Below are 15,930 nucleotides of genomic sequence, written 5' to 3'. Positions count from 1 at the left end.
AATTTCTCGTATTGGGTAACCACATCCGCCAATAACACTTCGATATAACCCATCAAAAAAACAAGCAAATTTAACGTTAAAAGCTAAAACAACCTTAATTAGCTTTTAGTTTTCACTACCGATGAACTGGGCGTTTGCGAAATCCCCGCCGTTAAATTAAACCGCATCGCCTCTTCAAATGACCAGTCCACTAAAATCAAATCATCCCGTTTAACGAGGCTCGTTACACCCGCCATTTGATAACTTAATTGGAATAATACCGGCACCCAATCTCCCTCAGGCAGCGCATCGAGCAACGGCTGTGGCGGCGTATCCGTCATAATAAAGCCCACCACATAACCACCATTGGCCTGTTTCACCAACACGGTTTGCTGAGTATTGGGTTTGCCCTCGCGATTCATTAAGGAAGCAATATCACGGATACTGCCATAAACAGATTTAAACAGCGGAAACCGCATTAACTGGCGTTCAATCCAGCCATAGAGCCAGACAATCGGGCTCACTGAAAACAACAAACCCACCGCAAAGACAATAGCAACGACTAAGAGAAAGCCCGCGCCAACAAAATGTTGGTTAATCCCTACCAACGCTAAAATAAAAATCCCTAAACCATCCAAAGATACAAACAATGACCAAAACAACCACAGGCTTAAGGCCATAGGGAGTAGATTCATTAAGCCACGGGCTAAGGTTTTCTTCATTACAATCTCATCAAATCCAATGGGATAAAAAAAGGCATAAAATATTTACGCAAAAAAAGCGCGTTAAATGCTACCACAGCGTCACTTTTGTACCAGCACTTGATGTAAGGTAAGGCGCAGATAACATTAGGGTGTGTTGACGTTTCGAGATTAGATTTTGTTCGTTCTGGCAAGTACGTGCTGGCGAAACGAGGAATGATGTGTAGTTATTCTACTCAAATGACGAGCGGCTCTTATGACAGAAAGTAAGAGCAAGGGCTTGCCAGACGAACCCTTCGGGCAGCATTTGGCTGGCTTTTCTGCTGCGTTATCGTCCGTTTATGTAGAATAACTACACTGCACGGACTTTGCCTTGCCTAAAAGCCAGCCAAATTGCTGCAAAAATAACCCTGAAACGTCAACACGCCCTAATAACAAATCGCTACGGCATCGAGGGAGAGAATATGCGCGTGACCCGTCTAGACCATTTAGTGTTAACCGTGAAAGATATCGAGACCAGTGTCGGTTTTTATCAATGCGTGCTAGGGATGAAAAAGTCGGTATTTGGTCAGGGGCGTATCGCCTTAAGTTTTGGCGATCAAAAAATCAATCTTCACCAAGCAGGCGCCGAATTTGAACCTAAGGCCAACCTTGCTACGCCCGGCAGTGCCGATCTTTGCTTTGTAGTTAGCCATAACATTGAAGAAGTGATCAGCCACTTAAACGCCCTTGAGGTTGAAATTATTGAAGGCCCAGTCTTACGCACAGGCGCCACCGGCCGGATTAACTCCGTCTATATCCGCGACCCCGATTTGAATCTATTAGAACTATCCGAATATCTGCCGGCCTGCACGCAGTAGCGCCTAATCCAACCATATTTAATCGGCACAAATAACCTTATCTCAGAATAGAAATACTATAGACTATTGTTTTACATCGACAATCACCAGCAACAGCTAGCCAATAAAGTCAACAATGAACGGAATGATAAGATGATAACAATACCCATCCTAGGTTTGCTCGAAATTGATCCCTATGATGGCTGGCTTAAAAGCCAACCCATTGAGATCAATGCGCTAAGCGGTAAATTTGAGTTTATCTTAGAAGAGTACGAAACTGACCCACAGGTGGAGGATTTTCATACTGCGGTGCAACATTTTCTCGCCCTAGACCATACCGCACTCGAGCAAGCTCAGGACGCGATTTACCAATATTATCAAGATTGCTGCGCATATATTACGCCTGCGAGCGAAGAATATATTGATATTCCTAGCCCAAACCAAGTATGGCGCCATATTGAGTTTGGCGACGAATTAATGGTGTCACGCCGCGCCCATGGGGATAACGCCGTGTATATCTCCATTACTTGCCACTGTGATTGGGAGCCCGAGCACGGTTTACAAATCGTGTTTAAACAAGGATTAACCATCAATAAAATTGGGGCTTTTGATGGACACCTTTCCCACGCCGATTCCTATGACGATCCAAGATTAGAAGAAATGGTCTATGTGCCGTGTTGCAGATAAATTCAGATCGTTTATCTGATTATCGATCTGATTTATAATATTTTTCATTTATAACGCTAGGCAAGTAACTATATAGGCTAATGTTTTGAAAGGAAAAGTTGTCTCATACCTTGCCGCTAAAAAGTATGGGTTTATCCAAGGTGATGATGGTGAAAGCTATTTTTTGCATTTTTCTGAGCTATTAGACAAGAAAGATGAAGGCAAGTTAGTCAAAGGCAGTATGGTCCATTTTGATCCCACGCCCACACCTAAAGGCCTAGCCGCCAAAGCGATCAGTTTGCCCGAAGTCTTTATCAGGGAGCGATTAGTTGACTTTTTTACCACTAGAGACAATCGCCCTAAAAACGGCACAGTGATAGCAAGTTTTCCTATTGCAACCCGTTTTTTTAAAGACCCCAGCGAAGGAAGACGTCATTTAGAACAGCTTGCAAAGCATTGTGGATGCAATGCAGTACTTAATGTCAGTTTTGAGAAAGACACTTTCTCAAAAGGTAATTATCGCTATACGGTACACGCCTTCAAAGGTGAACTCGCCCTCGTAACCGAGAAAGTTCCCGCTGACGCCCAAGAACTGGTTGTCGCCTCGGCAGAGTTACTCGAAAAACGAAAAGCAGATGTAGAGCAGGCAGTTAAACAAATGAGTGAAGCCGAAAATTTAGCACGACAAAAGCAGTTATCAGGTTGCTTAGGCACCCTAGCCATCATCACGCTGATACCACTCGCACTGGTGCTCACTGCTATAGCGGTTTTTCCTGCTTAGCGAGTCTAAAACAAGTCGATAGTCATATTTATTAAAGAATATATGGACGGATTTATAACCCATGACAATTGGCTTAAACTGACCACCGTGTTTGGCAAGCTATTTCATGACCCAGTGGGCACATTGCAAGAGTGAGCGATACTGCGAACATCTCGAAAAGCGACGACGGCATTCTGCAGCAAGCTGTCAGCATTTTCACAGCAACTGACAACATAAATTATCACTTCGAAAGCAATCCTTACCTAGCACGCCCCAAACACTATGGGACGATATCGCTCGACTGAAATACACTATTTTTGAAGGAATTAGCGCAATTTATTCTCTTAAATGTAGTCCCTGTGACTATTAATGGTCCTTATTTAAACCATTTTAACTCGGGAAAGTTGTAGACAAACCGAAAGTGCATTATGTTGTTGATTTAAAATCGGTGGCCAGATTTATTTGTTTATTGGCAACGAGCACGATAACCAACCCAATGGCATTGCGTTTTCATTAACGGATTACCTTCATTTGGTGGATGATACAGGCCGAATTATTCGTAATGATAAACGGGGTGCAATCAGTGAAAATAGCAGCAAGATACTGAACAGATTAAATATCCCCCATGACAATTGGCTCAAGCTGACTACCGAGTTTGGCAAGCTATTTCACGGTCCTGTAGGAACCTTGCAAGAACTGAGCGATTACTGCGAGCATCTCGAAAAGCGACGACGGCACTTTGCGTCAAGCTGCCAGCACTTTAACAGTAACTAACAACTGCTTATATCACTTCAAAAGCCCCATCCAGAACACATCCGAAGCACTAAGGGATGACTTACCTCGTCTGAAATGCTCCATTTTTTAAGGGATTAGCGTAATTTATTGCCTCAGACGCTGTCCCTGCGACTTTGATGGTTCTTTTTTAAACAAAGTTAACTTTTACAAGTTGTAGGTAAACGGAAAGTGCATTATGTTGTTGATCTAAAATGGGTGGCTGGATTAATTCGAGATGATCGGTAACTGGGAAGATTTACACCAAGATGAGTCAACGAGATATTTCGACTTCGCTGACGCATACCTAGCTGCAAGTCTTGAGGTCTGTGCACGGATGCAAAGCAATACTTCTGAAGATACTTGGCCAAATGCGAGTGTTGCGTTGATGTTGGCGGCTCACTCTGTGGAGCTGTTCCTCAAAGGTGCGCTAATTTCAAGGGGGAGCAAACATTCGCTAAGTCACAAGATTGACGACTTATTTGCTCAATACAGTACTGTTTTCCCAGAGAATGAATTCAAATTTGATTGTCTTTTTGTGACGGAATATTTGGGCTACTCCGATGACGAAATTAGTAAAGCTAAGGCATTAAAATCACCACAAGCCAGTGTGATATTTCGTTATCCAGTTAATAAACCAGGTTTAGAATGGAATGGGATTTATGGGTTTAACTCGAGCGATTTCACAAAAAATCTTGCAGTATTAGGCCAAAGCTATACAAGACTAAGGCAGAGTATTCATGGTTTATAACAAGCGCCTTAAACATCGTGGCCTGCGGCCGCTGGACTCGCAACAAGTTGCTGCCGTTTAGGCGTGGGTTATCGCTATATATATTTTTTTATCCGAAATTCACTAATCCGAGCTAAAAGTCTAACGCGAAAATGTCCCAAAGCGTGCTAAGTAAGATTAGTAAGTCTACAGGCTACGACAATGCTAAACAGGTGAGCCATGGTGATTAGCGAGACGACCGTCCGCCTCAAGGACGGGGCGGTCGAGCATCCACGGAAGGACTTGCTGCGTGTCGTTGAGCAAATACCATGGCTCGTCCATCCTCATAGCAAACAACCTCGCCAACCTTCTTACCGTCTATGGCCATCAACCAGTTAAACACAAAACAAAAACGCTCTGCGCTTAGGCAGAGCGTTTGTGGATAACGCCGTGTGATAAAAGGCGTTTAGTTCTTCATATCCTTTTCCATATCTTCGTAGGAAGTATGGCGAACGTCTTTCCCTTTCACATAGTAAATTATGTATTCACAGATATTTTTACAACGATCGCCTACACGTTCAACGGCGCGCGCGGCCCAAAGTACGTCTAATACGTCGGGGATTGAACGTGGATCTTCCATCATATAAGTCATTAACTGGCGGATAATGCCTTCGTACTCACGGTCGAGTTTGGCGTCTTCCTTATGCAGTTCCAGCGCGGACTCAGCATCCATACGCGCTAAAGCATCGAGCGTTGCGTGCAGCATACGAATCGCATGGCGGCCCATGTTTTCAATGCTGACTAATAGCGGCTGCTGATTATTCAAACGCTTATCTAATGCCGCTTTGGCAATACGTACACAGGCGTCACCGATGCGCTCAAGATCAGCAATGGATTTTGAAATTGCAATGATCATCCGCAAGTCGCTCGCGGCGGGCTGGCGCTTGGCGATAATGCGGGTGCATTCTTCGTCAATCGAGACTTCCATCCCGTTGACTTTATGGTCACCTAAGATCACCTTTTGTGCTAATTCAGCATCTAAAGTACTTAACGCATCAATAGCCTGCTCTAACTGGCGCTCAACCAAGCCACCCATGGCGAGTACGCGATTACGAATATCTTCTAACTCGGCGTTAAATTGCCCAGAGATATGTTTGTTTAAATTCATATTTTCCATTTGGCCAACCTTTTACTCAACTGTATCAACGCCTAGGTGAAGTTTGCAATGTTTAACTCTCATTTCTAGGCGGTGGCACTTATGTGGTTAATCGTCCATCAATCATTTCACCGCAGCCAATCGCAAGGTGATTAACCGTAACGTCCGGTAATGTAATCTTCGGTTTTACGTTTTTTCGGCGTAGTAAAAATGGTATTGGTATCAGCATATTCCACCAATTCACCCATATACATAAAGGCGGTTTGATCCGATACCCGCGCCGCCTGTTGCATGTTGTGAGTTACGATAACCACTGTGTACTTGGTTTTTAGCTCGGTTATCAACTCTTCGATGGTTAAGGTTGAAATCGGGTCAAGGGCAGAGGTCGGTTCGTCGAGCAGTAATACTTCTGGCTCGATAGCAATCGCACGGGCGATGACCAGACGTTGCTGCTGACCACCGGATAAGCCAAAGGCGTTATCGTGCAGACGGTCTTTAACCTCATCCCAAATCGCCGCGCCGCGCAGTGAGCGTTCAGCCGCTTCATCAAGCTCACGGCGGTTGTTAATACCCTGCAGGCGCAGGCCGTACACTACGTTTTCGTAAATTGACTTAGGGAACGGGTTTGGACGCTGGAACACCATGCCCACGTTGCGGCGCAGTGCAGCTACGTCAATTCTCTTGTCATAAATATTCTGACCGTGCAGCAAAATTTCGCCATCGATATGGCAGTTATCCACCAGATCATTCATACGGTTAATGCAACGCAGCAGAGTAGATTTACCGCAACCGCTAGGGCCGATAAAGGCGGTCACTTGCTTTTTTGGGATCTTCATCGACACATTAAACAACGCTTGCTTGTCGCCATAGCGTAGGTCTAAGTTGCGGATCTCCAGTGCGGTATCGTCCTGGCTCAAATTTGCTAAGTCAAAACTATTGGTTTTCATGGCTGTCGAATCTATAGAAATCATATTCAGTCCTAATACTTTCAGGATAATCGCTGATTAATGCTCAAGCGAACGATATTTTTCACGTAAGTGGTTACGCACACTAATCGCGGTTAAGTTCAGTGCCATAATCACTGTTACCAGCAAAAAGGAGGTGGCGTATACCAGAGGACGTGCCGCTTCAACGTTAGGACTCTGGAAGCCCACATCATAAATATGGAACCCTAAGTGCATGAATTTACGTTCTAAATGCACAAACGGGAAGTTAAAGTCTAATGGCAGTGTCGGTGCTAATTTCACCACACCCACCAACATTAACGGTGCCACTTCACCCGCGGCGCGGGCCACAGCTAAAATCAAGCCTGTCATAATCGCTGGGCTTGCCATTGGGATCACAATCCGCCACAGGGTTTCAGCCTTGGTTGCCCCTAAGGCTAAGCTGCCCTGGCGCACCGCGCTTGGGATCCGACTTAAGCCCTCTTCAGTAGAGACAATAACCACAGGCAGAGTCAAAATCGCTAAGGTTAACGCCGACCAAATCACCCCCGGCGAGCCAAAGGTGGGTGCGGGTAAGGCTTCGGCATAAAAGAGTTGGTCGATGGTGCCACCCATCATATACACGAAGAAGCCTAAGCCAAATACGCCGTACACAATGGAGGGCACGCCGGCAAGGTTGATCACCGCGATACGGATAATTTTAGTGATAGGGCCTTTTTTGGCGTATTCGTGCATGTAAATCGCCGCGATCACCCCAAATGGCGTCACGATAACCGCCATGACTAACACCATGAATACCGTACCAAAAATTGCTGGGAACACCCCGCCCTCGGTATTGGCTTCTCTGGGATCATCCCATAGGAAGCGCCCCATACTCACAAACCAGTGCTTCACTTTGCTTATCAAGCTTAAGTGGTTGACATAGGTGACATCGAGCACCGCATCCAGTTTAAGTTCGACCTCGACGCCGCGCATATCACGCACGATGACCGAGTCGCGCGCCGCTTGCTCGCGCAGGGCAAACAGCTCTTTTTCCAGCACTAGGTAGTCTTGGTGTAAGGCTGCTTTGGCGGCAGCAAACTCGGCCTTTAGGCTTTCGGTGAGCTCACCATCTAACTCGTAACCACGCTCTTTTAAGCGCAGGCGCTCTATCTCATAGTTAATAGCACCAATATCTTGCTTTTGCAGTTTAAGGGCCTTATCGGATAACGCCACCGCCCGGTCAATATGCTCCATTAACGAGGCTTCAATCACATCGTTGGCTAACTCAAGGCGCTTGCCGTTTTCAATCACCGCCACGGGGTAACCGTAAAAGTTGCCGTTTTTCGCGCGCTCAAGCTTTGCAACCTCACTCGGCTCTGAGCGGCTCACGATATCGGTAGCCAAAATCCAACGGAAATCTAGACCGACAAACTCGCGGTTACCGGTTTTAACCAGATAACGGGTGACAAACTCACCGGGATCCTTTTTAAACACTTGACCTGCGGCAATTAAGCGTTCGGTAGGCACTTCTTCCCTATCGTAGATTTCACCGATTAAGGTTGAACGTACACCCGAGCTGTCTTCAAGTTCCCATTGATAAATTGTCGTAGGCCAAAAGTAACTTAATCCGCGCCATGCAATCAGCAGTAATAAGCCTAATACGGCAATCAAACTGATGCTCACCGCGCCGCCTGTCATCCAAATCCATGGCGAGCCTGATTTTACCCACTTACCCATTGCACAAACCTCTCAAGGTCACTGGCGAAATAGTATTTAGTATCATTATGAAATCTCCCTTACAGCGAGCTATAGCGATCACGCAAACGCTGACGGACCACTTCGGCAATCGTGTTAAAGATGAAGGTAAACACGAACAGCACAAATGCGGCGAGGAATAACACGCGATAATGGGAGCTACCAATCGCCGATTCGGGCATTTCCACCGCAATGTTCGCAGCCAGCGTCCGCATGCCTTCAAACACACTCCACTCCATGATGGCGGTGTTACCGGTTGCCATAAGTACAATCATGGTTTCACCCACTGCGCGGCCAAGGCCAATCATAATCGCAGAAAAAATCCCAGGGCTTGCGGTCAACAGCACAACCCGGGTCAGGGTCTGCCAAGGCGTCGCGCCAAGGGCTAAACTACCATTAGAGAGATGGCGCGGCACCGAGAAAATCGCATCTTCGGCAATGGAGAAGATATTAGGGATAACCGCAAAGCCCATGGCGATCCCCACAACCAGCGCGTTACGTTGATCGAAGGTGATGCCTAATTCGTTAGTGATAAATTGGCGAGTGTTACCATCAAACAGCGCAACTTCAATCATTGGGCTGATGGCAAAAGAGAACCAACCCACAAAGCAAATCACAGGGATCAACATCAATTCCTGATACACTTCAGGCAAACGCTGTTTCCACTTGCCGGGTAATTTGCTCCAAGAATAGGCCGATACTAAAATGGCCGTTGGTAATAAAATCAATAAGATTAATAAGCCTGGCAAATGCTCCTCAACCAGTGGCGCTAGCCACAGACCCGCGAGGAAACCCAAGATAACCGTGGGTAAGGCTTCCATAATCTCAATGGTCGGCTTCACTATGCCGCGTACCTTTGGCGACATAAAGTAAGCAGTATAAATCGCCCCAGCAATCGACAATGGCACAGCAAACAGCATGGCATAAAACGCTGCCTTCATGGTGCCAAAGGCCAATGGCATCAAGCTTAATTTGGCCTCAAAGTCATCACTACCTGAGGTTGATTGCCATACAAACTGAGGTTCAGGATAACCTTCGTACCACACCTTGTTCCATAACGCACTCCAAGACACTTCGGGGTGGGAGTTTTCGACTTGGAAGATATTGAGTTTATTGTTTGCTTCAACCACTAAGCTATTAGAGCGAGGGCTAAAGCCTATGGCTCCGGGGTTTTTAAGGTCAAAGGTTTTATCAAACAATTCGCGTTCACTGGTGGTGTATAGCAGCGATAACTCGCCCTCGGGACTGACCACGGCGAAACTTTTGCGGTAAAACTCAGCAGCAATGGAGGCGACAGGCGCTAAATCGCTAAACTCACGGATCTCTTGGTATAAACGGCCTTTAGGACCATTCACTTGGAAGTATTGCGTGACCACGCCTGTGTCATAACTAACGAGAATCGAGCTCGCACCGGCAAGTAAGGCAATATTGTTCACCTTAGACTTGTCCTTTTCAGCGTCGATAACTTGAATTAAATCAACGTTCTCAGCATCACGAATATTGTAGATAAACACCTTGTTGCCCATCTGCAGCATCAGTTGACGTTGATCTGGCGTCATCAATTGGTGCGCGGCTTTTTTAGGCGCATCGGGGATCAGCGAACTTGTTGTTGTCCACTCAATCTCTTCGGTCATCATGTTTTCTTGACCTTCGAGACGGCTTAAACGCCATGTGTCATTGTTATCCTGGTAGGCAAAAGTGATTTTATCGTTGCTAAAGCTAAAGGCTAAATGGTGGATTGCGCTACCAGACTCATCAATTGTGATCGGTGTTTCACCTGCACTGTAACGTAATTTAGGGGTGATCAGACGTTTGTCGTTGGGATAGCTTAAGCCAAACTCAATCCCCACAATAAGGGCTTGGCCATTACTCAAACCAAGTGCAAAGCGTTGCTCACTCGGCGCAGCAACCGCGGCGCTGGTCACGCTCACACCTGCTGGCAATGGCGGGGTAAAACTAGAAAGTAAGCTGCCATCGGCAACGATATAAAAATCCACTTGGCCATCAGCGGCCACACGGTACATTACCTCATTTTGCTCATCGGCACCGACCATCAGGGTCGCGACTTCAGCATGTTGATAACTCACGCTTTTTACTGGAGTCACATCTGCGCTGTCGAAAATGGGTTTAATCACGTACAGCAAATAGAAGAAGATCAACAATAAGGCGACAAACACCATAGTGCCGCCAATCGTGACCCCAATTTGAGCCGCTTTATCCTTAAATGCTCTGCGACTTGAACGTCCGCCTTTCAGCATACTGTGCGCCGCAGAACCAGGTTGAATGACCTGACTTTCCATTAAGAACCTCTATTATTAAAGCCTGTGAGTTTTTTCGCTAGGAATTGCGAAATGCTATGCTTACACTGTTCGAGCGTAAACTGAGCAATAACAACACCCTTCATTCTAAGTGCGATGAATTATATGACGCAAAGATGACAGTTGTGTTACACCCAGTTGTAAAACAGGTGCCTTTTACAAAAAATAGGAGTCAGTCGCCATGCTACGATACTTAATCACACTGCAAGCACCTGATAGAAAAGGATTAGTGGAGCAGATTGCCCATGCTGTGAGTCGCCATGGCGGCAACTGGTTAGATTCAGAGCTACGCCATATTGATGGTATTTTTGCCGCTATATTGTTACTCGAAGTGCCATCTATGCGCATAGATGAGCTGATTGAAGCGTTAGAGTGTATCGACGGCCTCACACTCACCTATGCTAAAACTTCGGTTGCACTCAAACCCATTAGGCGACTCAGCTACAGCTTGGTCTCCTACGATAGACCAGGGCTGGTGCTGGATATCTCCAATCGGATCACCGCCCTTGGCATCAATATCGAGCAATTTAGCAGCCAATTTGAAACCGCAGGCCACACAGGTATTGCGCTCTTTCGAGCCACCATAGGGTTAGGCTTAACCGAACTTGCCCAAGAGGAGCAACTGGTGCAATCACTTTATGCCCTAGGCGATGATTTAGTATTAGATAAATTAACCCGCTAGTTGCAAGCTAAACAACGTCATGGGATTGGTAATAAGGAAAAGTTGCTACGCCTAACATGCTATATTGATGGTGATATGCTTTTAAACATGCTAGATAAACACTTTAAAACCACTTTTTAAGGCTTACGATCACGGTATAACAGGGGGATGAACTGAGACGTCTTAAGATAAAACTAAAGTAATCAACCACTCATTGAGCATTTTAGCAGCAAAATCAACAAAGTTTAATGAAGTCATCTCTTTCCTAATCAGGATCCTTTGATAAACTTCAACCTGCCAAAGGGCATAGCAAATTTAGTGTTCGGAGCACACCGTTTCAAACGACAATAGCGCTATATCCTCCATTTCAATCACCTATCCCAAGGAGTAGTGCGTATGGATCAGTTATATCAACTCGCGCAAGCCATGATCCATAATGATTTAGCGGTATTATCAAACCCAAATGTGACGTTAATGGTCAGCGGGGTGATTTTATGCTTCTTAGTGATGGAAAATGGCTTCATCCCGACCGCTTTTTTACCCGGAGATACCCTACTCATACTCACCGGAGTATTGATATATCAAGATGTTCTTCACATGGGGATAGTACCACTGTTAATGGTGGCGACATTTATTGGTACAGCAATAGGCTACTTGCAGGGCTATTTCCTTGGACATACACAAATGTACCACAGACTACTGTCGCATATAGATGACAAACATCAGAAAAAAGCACTTTATCTAATTGATAAATATGGAATACTAACTTTGCTCGTCGCGCGTTATATACCGTTTGTACGCACAATTTACCCCTATATTATTGGTGCAACTGGCGTCTCATGGAGCCGTTTTTTAGTGATAAACTTCATCAGCTCTGTGATGTGGATTACTCCTTTGGTCGGTTTTGGCTATGTGATTAGCCACAGTAAACTCGCTAACGAATATCAAACTCAGTTTATGAGCATTATTGTGTACTTACCGATTGTGTTACTGGTCTCTGGCATAGTTACTTTAATTTACAAATGGTTACGCAAAAAGAAAAAACTATAATCCCATGCCCACATTTTGAGGCCACAACCTAATCTTCCCGCTAGACAGTGACATAGTAAACACTAGGGCGTGTTGACGTTTCGAGATTAAATTTTGTTCGTTCTGGCAAGCTCGTGCTCGCGAAACGAGGAATGATGTGTAGTTATTCTACTCAAATGACGAGCTGCTCTTATGACCGAAAGTAAGAGCACGGGCTTGCCAGACGAACCCTTCGGGCAGCATTTGGCTGACGTTTCTGCTGCGTTATCGTCCGTTTATGTAGAATAACTACACAGCACGGACTTTGCCTTGCATAAACGCCAGCCAAACTGCTGCAAAAATAACCCTGAAACGTCAACACGTCCTAGGAACACCCATGTTAGGAACGCTAAAAAAACTGCGCGCACACTTAGATGAAGCGCAGCAAGTACAATATCAACTGGTGGTTGGTGAAGAATTACTGCCACTGAATCCCTTGATTGGCCAGCCGCTAACCCTTACTCATACGGGTAATATTTTCTGCTGTAACTGCGGCAAAAAGACCAAAAAAAGCTATTCCCAGGGCCATTGCTTTGTGTGTATGCAAAAGCTCGCCAGCTGCGATATGTGCATCATGAAGCCCGAAACCTGCCACTTTGATCAAGGCACCTGCCGCGAGCCAGAGTGGGCACAAAGCCATTGTTTTGTGCCGCATTATGTATATCTATCAAATACCTCAGGTATCAAAGTCGGCATCACCCGCCACACACAATTGCCCTCCCGCTGGATAGATCAGGGTGCAACTCAAGGTTTACCGATTTTTAAAGTAGCGACACGACAAATATCGGGTTTAGTAGAAGTGGAATTAGCCAAGCTCATCAACGATAAAACCCACTGGCAAGCCATGCTGAAAGGACATGCGGACGATATCGACCTACAGGCTAAGGCAGCAGAGCTTATCCCACACATCGAAGCCAAGCTGCATGAAATTGGTATGCAAAAAGGCAATTACAGCATTGAGCGACTGCAGGAAAATATTCAAACGATTCATTATCCAATTGAGGTATTCCCGAAAAAAATCACCTCGCATAACTTTGATAAAGAAGCCGTGGTCAGCGGGATTTTGCAGGGCATTAAGGGCCAATATTTACTCTTTGATACCGGCGTAATTAATATCCGTAAATTTACCGCCTATGAAGTGAGCGTGACGTTAACTGGCTAAAAACTTTATGTCAATTGAGTGTGTTGGTGTCTCTGACAGCTATCAACACACTTACATCGATACCAATCAAGAAGACCTCATTTTTCATGTCTACGATACCCATATCCCTAGTCCAGAGCATTAACTAGGGATATGGGCTTATAGCCCCTATTTCACCGCTTGGGTGACGGGTAGCGATAACAGCATTTCATCGATTAACACATCGAAGCGGGCTCTCACTTCATCCATATCCTTAATATTGGCAAATCCTTGGGCAAGAACTCGCCATACCATCTCATAAGGCTGACCGACTATTCCTGTCGGTTTAAAAAAGCTAATCAGCACGGAACCTTTATCGTATTTTTTAGGATCAACGCCTTGGTTCGATAGCCCCGGCACTAAACCAGCCACGGCTAATATCTGCTCATCCGATATTTGCGTGCCCATCACAACCCCAAAACCCACTTGAAAATCCGCTAATTGCGGATCTTCAACCCAGCGATAGCCCTTAGTCAGCAGTACTTTTTTAAGCGTCTCTTGCATATGTTGTAGGACTTGCTGTTGATTGAGCCTGTCATCAACAAAGATCTTCTGTACTGTTGGATGCCAAGTGTAGGTCATAGCACGGGGCGGTAATTGACTCAAATCCCCCGAGGTGACCATCGTTGTGCGTAGCACCTGCGACTCATCATTAACACTGACACAGGCTGTAAGGCCTAGCATACTCAACATAACGATTGTCAGTAAGCGCCTGATTATTTGTAATAAATACATGCTTATTCCCTTATTGCAATTTTTGACAGCTTAAGGATAGTTGCTATTTTCAAGACTGAAAGTCGATATTCATCATAATGTTAAATTAGGATGTTCGGCAAGAACTGCCTCTACATTGCACTCATGCCTTGGCATTCACTATATGGTTATGATTTGTTACGTTATAAAACCTGTCCGGCGTATAGGCGCAGCCCAATTTACCCGCTAGAATGCCTCGCCTAGTGTCCGTGCAAGCCACAAAAACGGCGCGAAATTTGAGGGGAATACCCCTAACACAATACCCAAAATGACAATAAAAGTGTGTGGGATCTATCTATGGAGTTAATACTCGCTATCGCGTTGTTTGCCTTTTCATCGGGGATCACCCCAGGGCCTAACAATATTATGTTGATGACTTCAGGAGTAAACTTTGGTGTCAAACGCAGTATTCCGCACCTGATGGGTATTAGCCTTGGCTTCCCAACCATGATCCTCGCAATCGGCTTAGGGCTAAGCGCGGTATTCCAAGCTTATCCCATTATTCACCAAGTCATTAAAGTAATTGGGATTATTTATCTTTTGTATCTTTCTTGGTTAATTGCCAATAGCAGTAGCAAAATGGAGGGCAAGAGTATCGCTAAGCCCTTTAGCTTTTTGCAAGCCGCCGCATTTCAATGGGTTAACCCTAAAGGTTGGATTATGGCGGTGGGCGCGATAGCCACTTTCACCTCAGTACAACAGGATCTCACGCCCCAAGTTGTCACCATTGCCACGGTGTTTTTATGTGTGGCCTTTCCCTGCGCCGTTGTTTGGCTTGGGTTTGGTGTGGCGCTTAAACGTATTTTGAAAAATGAACGCCAGCAGAAGATCTTCAATATCACTATGGCTGTCTTGCTTGTGGCGTCTATCATCCCTATGATCACCCCCTAATTTTGGTCAACACGAGTTAAGCATTAGCATGAATGAGATAGATCTGATCACTCAACAAACCGATAACTGGGTGAAAAAAGTGATCATGAAATACAATATTTGCCCCTTCGCCAGACGCGAAGTTGAGCGTGGCAGTATTCGCTATCTCGTAGTGGAACAAACCAAAGTTAAACAAGTGCTTAAGGCATTGATTGAAGAATGCCAATATCTTGATACACACCCAGAGCACGAAACCTCGCTGTTTATTCTACCGCGGGGGTTTGAAGGCTTTTATGCCTATCTCGACCTCGTCGATATGGCGAATGACGAATTATTCGATAACGACTATGAAGGCGTTTATCAACTTGCGCACTTTCATCCCGATTATTGTTTCGAGGGTGAACCCCAAGACTCGGCGGCAAATTTTACCAACCGCGCCCCCTACCCGACACTGCATGTTATCCGCGAGGCCAGTATGGAGCTAGCCTTAGCCAGCTATACCGATCCCGAATCCATCCCTGAGCGCAATATCGCTTTTTGCGAGCGCAAAGGCAGTGACTTTTTCGTCAAACTGTTAGCAGAATGCATGGGGAAATCCTAGCGCAAATAGCTGGTCTCACGCTTTCAGGCATTCCCCAATATTAACCTTACGCTTCGAACGATGGCTTCATTGCTATTGGATAAATGCTGCAATTGCTATCGATAAGCCAAGCTGATGAGGCGCAGTCAATCCCGTGACCCACCATAAAAATGCTGCTATGAGCGTGATAGCGGCATCCGTTGTATAGAGAAGTATCGATATCACGAGCACATCATTG

At 45.5% G+C, this 15,930-nt stretch carries 15 protein-coding genes and 2 pseudogenes; 11 read left to right on the top strand and 6 right to left on the bottom strand.

Translation table 11 applies throughout. The annotated features are described in order from the left end of the window. Positions 1 to 98 precede the first annotated feature (98 nt). Positions 99 to 701: a DUF502 domain-containing protein gene (locus SO_RS07975; RefSeq protein WP_011071870.1), complete on the bottom strand. Its 603-nt coding sequence runs from the start codon at positions 699 to 701 to the stop codon at positions 99 to 101. 443 nt (positions 702 to 1,144) lie between these two features. Here SO_RS07975 and SO_RS07970 point away from each other — a divergent pair, with 443 nt between their 5' ends. From SO_RS07970 to SO_RS07945, 6 genes and pseudogenes are all read left to right on the top strand, one after another. Next, positions 1,145 to 1,540: a VOC family protein gene (locus tag SO_RS07970; protein WP_011071869.1), complete on the top strand. Its 396-nt coding sequence runs from the start codon at positions 1,145 to 1,147 to the stop codon at positions 1,538 to 1,540. Positions 1,541 to 1,672: 132 nt separating this feature from the next. Next, positions 1,673 to 2,206: a DUF6985 domain-containing protein gene (locus tag SO_RS07965; RefSeq protein WP_011071868.1), complete on the top strand. Its 534-nt coding sequence runs from the start codon at positions 1,673 to 1,675 to the stop codon at positions 2,204 to 2,206. An 85-nt stretch (positions 2,207 to 2,291) separates the two neighbouring features. Then, complete coding sequence (locus SO_RS07960) at positions 2,292 to 2,966, top strand: cold-shock protein (RefSeq protein ID WP_011071867.1); 675 nt, start codon at positions 2,292 to 2,294, stop codon at positions 2,964 to 2,966. Positions 2,967 to 3,020: 54 nt separating this feature from the next. Continuing rightward, positions 3,021 to 3,174 (top strand): annotated as a pseudogene (locus SO_RS07955) (transposase); the annotation flags it as partial. Positions 3,175 to 3,410: 236 nt separating this feature from the next. After that, positions 3,411 to 3,719: pseudogene (locus SO_RS07950) on the top strand (transposase); the annotation flags it as partial. 235 nt (positions 3,720 to 3,954) lie between these two features. Continuing rightward, positions 3,955 to 4,467 (top strand): hypothetical protein, encoded by a 513-nt coding sequence (locus tag SO_RS07945; protein ID WP_164925669.1) that lies wholly within the window; start codon positions 3,955 to 3,957, stop codon positions 4,465 to 4,467. A 424-nt stretch (positions 4,468 to 4,891) separates the two neighbouring features. On the opposite strand, the gene phoU is transcribed toward SO_RS07945, so the two are convergent. From phoU to SO_RS07925, 4 genes are all read right to left on the bottom strand, one after another. Further along, on the bottom strand, positions 4,892 to 5,602 hold the full coding sequence (gene phoU, locus SO_RS07940) for a phosphate signaling complex protein PhoU (protein WP_011071865.1): 711 nt from the start codon (positions 5,600 to 5,602) through the stop codon (positions 4,892 to 4,894). Positions 5,603 to 5,733: 131 nt separating this feature from the next. Next, the gene (gene pstB, locus SO_RS07935; protein ID WP_011071864.1) at positions 5,734 to 6,552 is read right to left on the bottom strand and encodes a phosphate ABC transporter ATP-binding protein PstB; all 819 of its coding nucleotides are present in this window, start codon (positions 6,550 to 6,552) and stop codon (positions 5,734 to 5,736) included. A gap of 33 nt (positions 6,553 to 6,585) precedes the next feature. Beyond that, positions 6,586 to 8,244, bottom strand: a complete 1,659-nt coding sequence (gene pstA, locus SO_RS07930; protein ID WP_011071863.1) for a phosphate ABC transporter permease PstA — start codon at positions 8,242 to 8,244, stop codon at positions 6,586 to 6,588. Between the two features lie 59 nt (positions 8,245 to 8,303). Then, positions 8,304 to 10,562 (bottom strand): ABC transporter permease subunit, encoded by a 2,259-nt coding sequence (locus tag SO_RS07925; RefSeq protein WP_011071862.1) that lies wholly within the window; start codon positions 10,560 to 10,562, stop codon positions 8,304 to 8,306. Between the two features lie 199 nt (positions 10,563 to 10,761). Here SO_RS07925 and SO_RS07920 point away from each other — a divergent pair, with 199 nt between their 5' ends. The 3 genes from SO_RS07920 to SO_RS07910 all read left to right on the top strand — a co-directional run bounded on the left by SO_RS07920 (position 10,762) and on the right by SO_RS07910 (position 13,471). After that, positions 10,762 to 11,262, top strand: a complete 501-nt coding sequence (locus tag SO_RS07920; RefSeq protein ID WP_011071861.1) for a glycine cleavage system transcriptional repressor — start codon at positions 10,762 to 10,764, stop codon at positions 11,260 to 11,262. Between the two features lie 375 nt (positions 11,263 to 11,637). Next, the gene (locus SO_RS07915; protein WP_011071860.1) at positions 11,638 to 12,291 is read left to right on the top strand and encodes a DedA family protein; all 654 of its coding nucleotides are present in this window, start codon (positions 11,638 to 11,640) and stop codon (positions 12,289 to 12,291) included. Positions 12,292 to 12,646: 355 nt separating this feature from the next. Beyond that, on the top strand, positions 12,647 to 13,471 hold the full coding sequence (locus tag SO_RS07910) for a DUF2797 domain-containing protein (protein ID WP_011071859.1): 825 nt from the start codon (positions 12,647 to 12,649) through the stop codon (positions 13,469 to 13,471). 147 nt (positions 13,472 to 13,618) lie between these two features. Here the strand turns inward: SO_RS07910 and SO_RS07905 are convergent, their stop codons facing one another. Further along, on the bottom strand, positions 13,619 to 14,224 hold the full coding sequence (locus SO_RS07905; RefSeq protein WP_011071858.1) for a DUF4136 domain-containing protein: 606 nt from the start codon (positions 14,222 to 14,224) through the stop codon (positions 13,619 to 13,621). Between the two features lie 315 nt (positions 14,225 to 14,539). Between SO_RS07905 and SO_RS07900 the strand changes: the two genes are divergently transcribed. Both SO_RS07900 and SO_RS07895 read left to right on the top strand, forming a co-directional pair. Continuing rightward, entirely contained in the window at positions 14,540 to 15,133 is a 594-nt protein-coding gene (locus SO_RS07900) for a LysE family translocator (RefSeq protein WP_011071857.1), read from the top strand. Between the two features lie 28 nt (positions 15,134 to 15,161). After that, positions 15,162 to 15,713, top strand: a complete 552-nt coding sequence (locus SO_RS07895) for a DUF1415 domain-containing protein (protein ID WP_011071856.1) — start codon at positions 15,162 to 15,164, stop codon at positions 15,711 to 15,713. Positions 15,714 to 15,930: the final 217 nt, after the last annotated feature.

The sequence above is a fragment of the Shewanella oneidensis MR-1 genome (genome assembly GCF_000146165.2).
GTDB classification, from domain to species: domain Bacteria; phylum Pseudomonadota; class Gammaproteobacteria; order Enterobacterales; family Shewanellaceae; genus Shewanella; species Shewanella oneidensis.
Note: the sequence above shows the minus strand (reverse complement) of the source record. Positions and strands in the feature narration are given on the sequence as shown.

Excerpts from the sequence above, each read along its gene's own strand:
- SO_RS07975 (WP_011071870.1), bottom strand. The coding sequence starts at position 701 with ATGAAGAAAACCTTAGCCCGTGGCTTAATGAATCTACTCCCTATGGCC.
- SO_RS07970 (WP_011071869.1), top strand. The coding sequence starts at position 1,145 with ATGCGCGTGACCCGTCTAGACCATTTAGTGTTAACCGTGAAAGATATC.
- SO_RS07965 (WP_011071868.1), top strand. The coding sequence starts at position 1,673 with ATGATAACAATACCCATCCTAGGTTTGCTCGAAATTGATCCCTATGAT.
- SO_RS07945 (WP_164925669.1), top strand. The coding sequence starts at position 3,955 with ATGATCGGTAACTGGGAAGATTTACACCAAGATGAGTCAACGAGATAT.
- phoU (WP_011071865.1), bottom strand. The coding sequence starts at position 5,602 with ATGGAAAATATGAATTTAAACAAACATATCTCTGGGCAATTTAACGCC.
- pstB (WP_011071864.1), bottom strand. The coding sequence starts at position 6,552 with ATGATTTCTATAGATTCGACAGCCATGAAAACCAATAGTTTTGACTTA.
- pstA (WP_011071863.1), bottom strand. The coding sequence starts at position 8,244 with ATGGGTAAGTGGGTAAAATCAGGCTCGCCATGGATTTGGATGACAGGC.
- SO_RS07925 (WP_011071862.1), bottom strand. The coding sequence starts at position 10,562 with ATGGAAAGTCAGGTCATTCAACCTGGTTCTGCGGCGCACAGTATGCTG.
- SO_RS07920 (WP_011071861.1), top strand. The coding sequence starts at position 10,762 with ATGCTACGATACTTAATCACACTGCAAGCACCTGATAGAAAAGGATTA.
- SO_RS07915 (WP_011071860.1), top strand. The coding sequence starts at position 11,638 with ATGGATCAGTTATATCAACTCGCGCAAGCCATGATCCATAATGATTTA.
- SO_RS07910 (WP_011071859.1), top strand. The coding sequence starts at position 12,647 with ATGTTAGGAACGCTAAAAAAACTGCGCGCACACTTAGATGAAGCGCAG.
- SO_RS07905 (WP_011071858.1), bottom strand. The coding sequence starts at position 14,224 with ATGTATTTATTACAAATAATCAGGCGCTTACTGACAATCGTTATGTTG.
- SO_RS07900 (WP_011071857.1), top strand. The coding sequence starts at position 14,540 with ATGGAGTTAATACTCGCTATCGCGTTGTTTGCCTTTTCATCGGGGATC.
- SO_RS07895 (WP_011071856.1), top strand. The coding sequence starts at position 15,162 with ATGAATGAGATAGATCTGATCACTCAACAAACCGATAACTGGGTGAAA.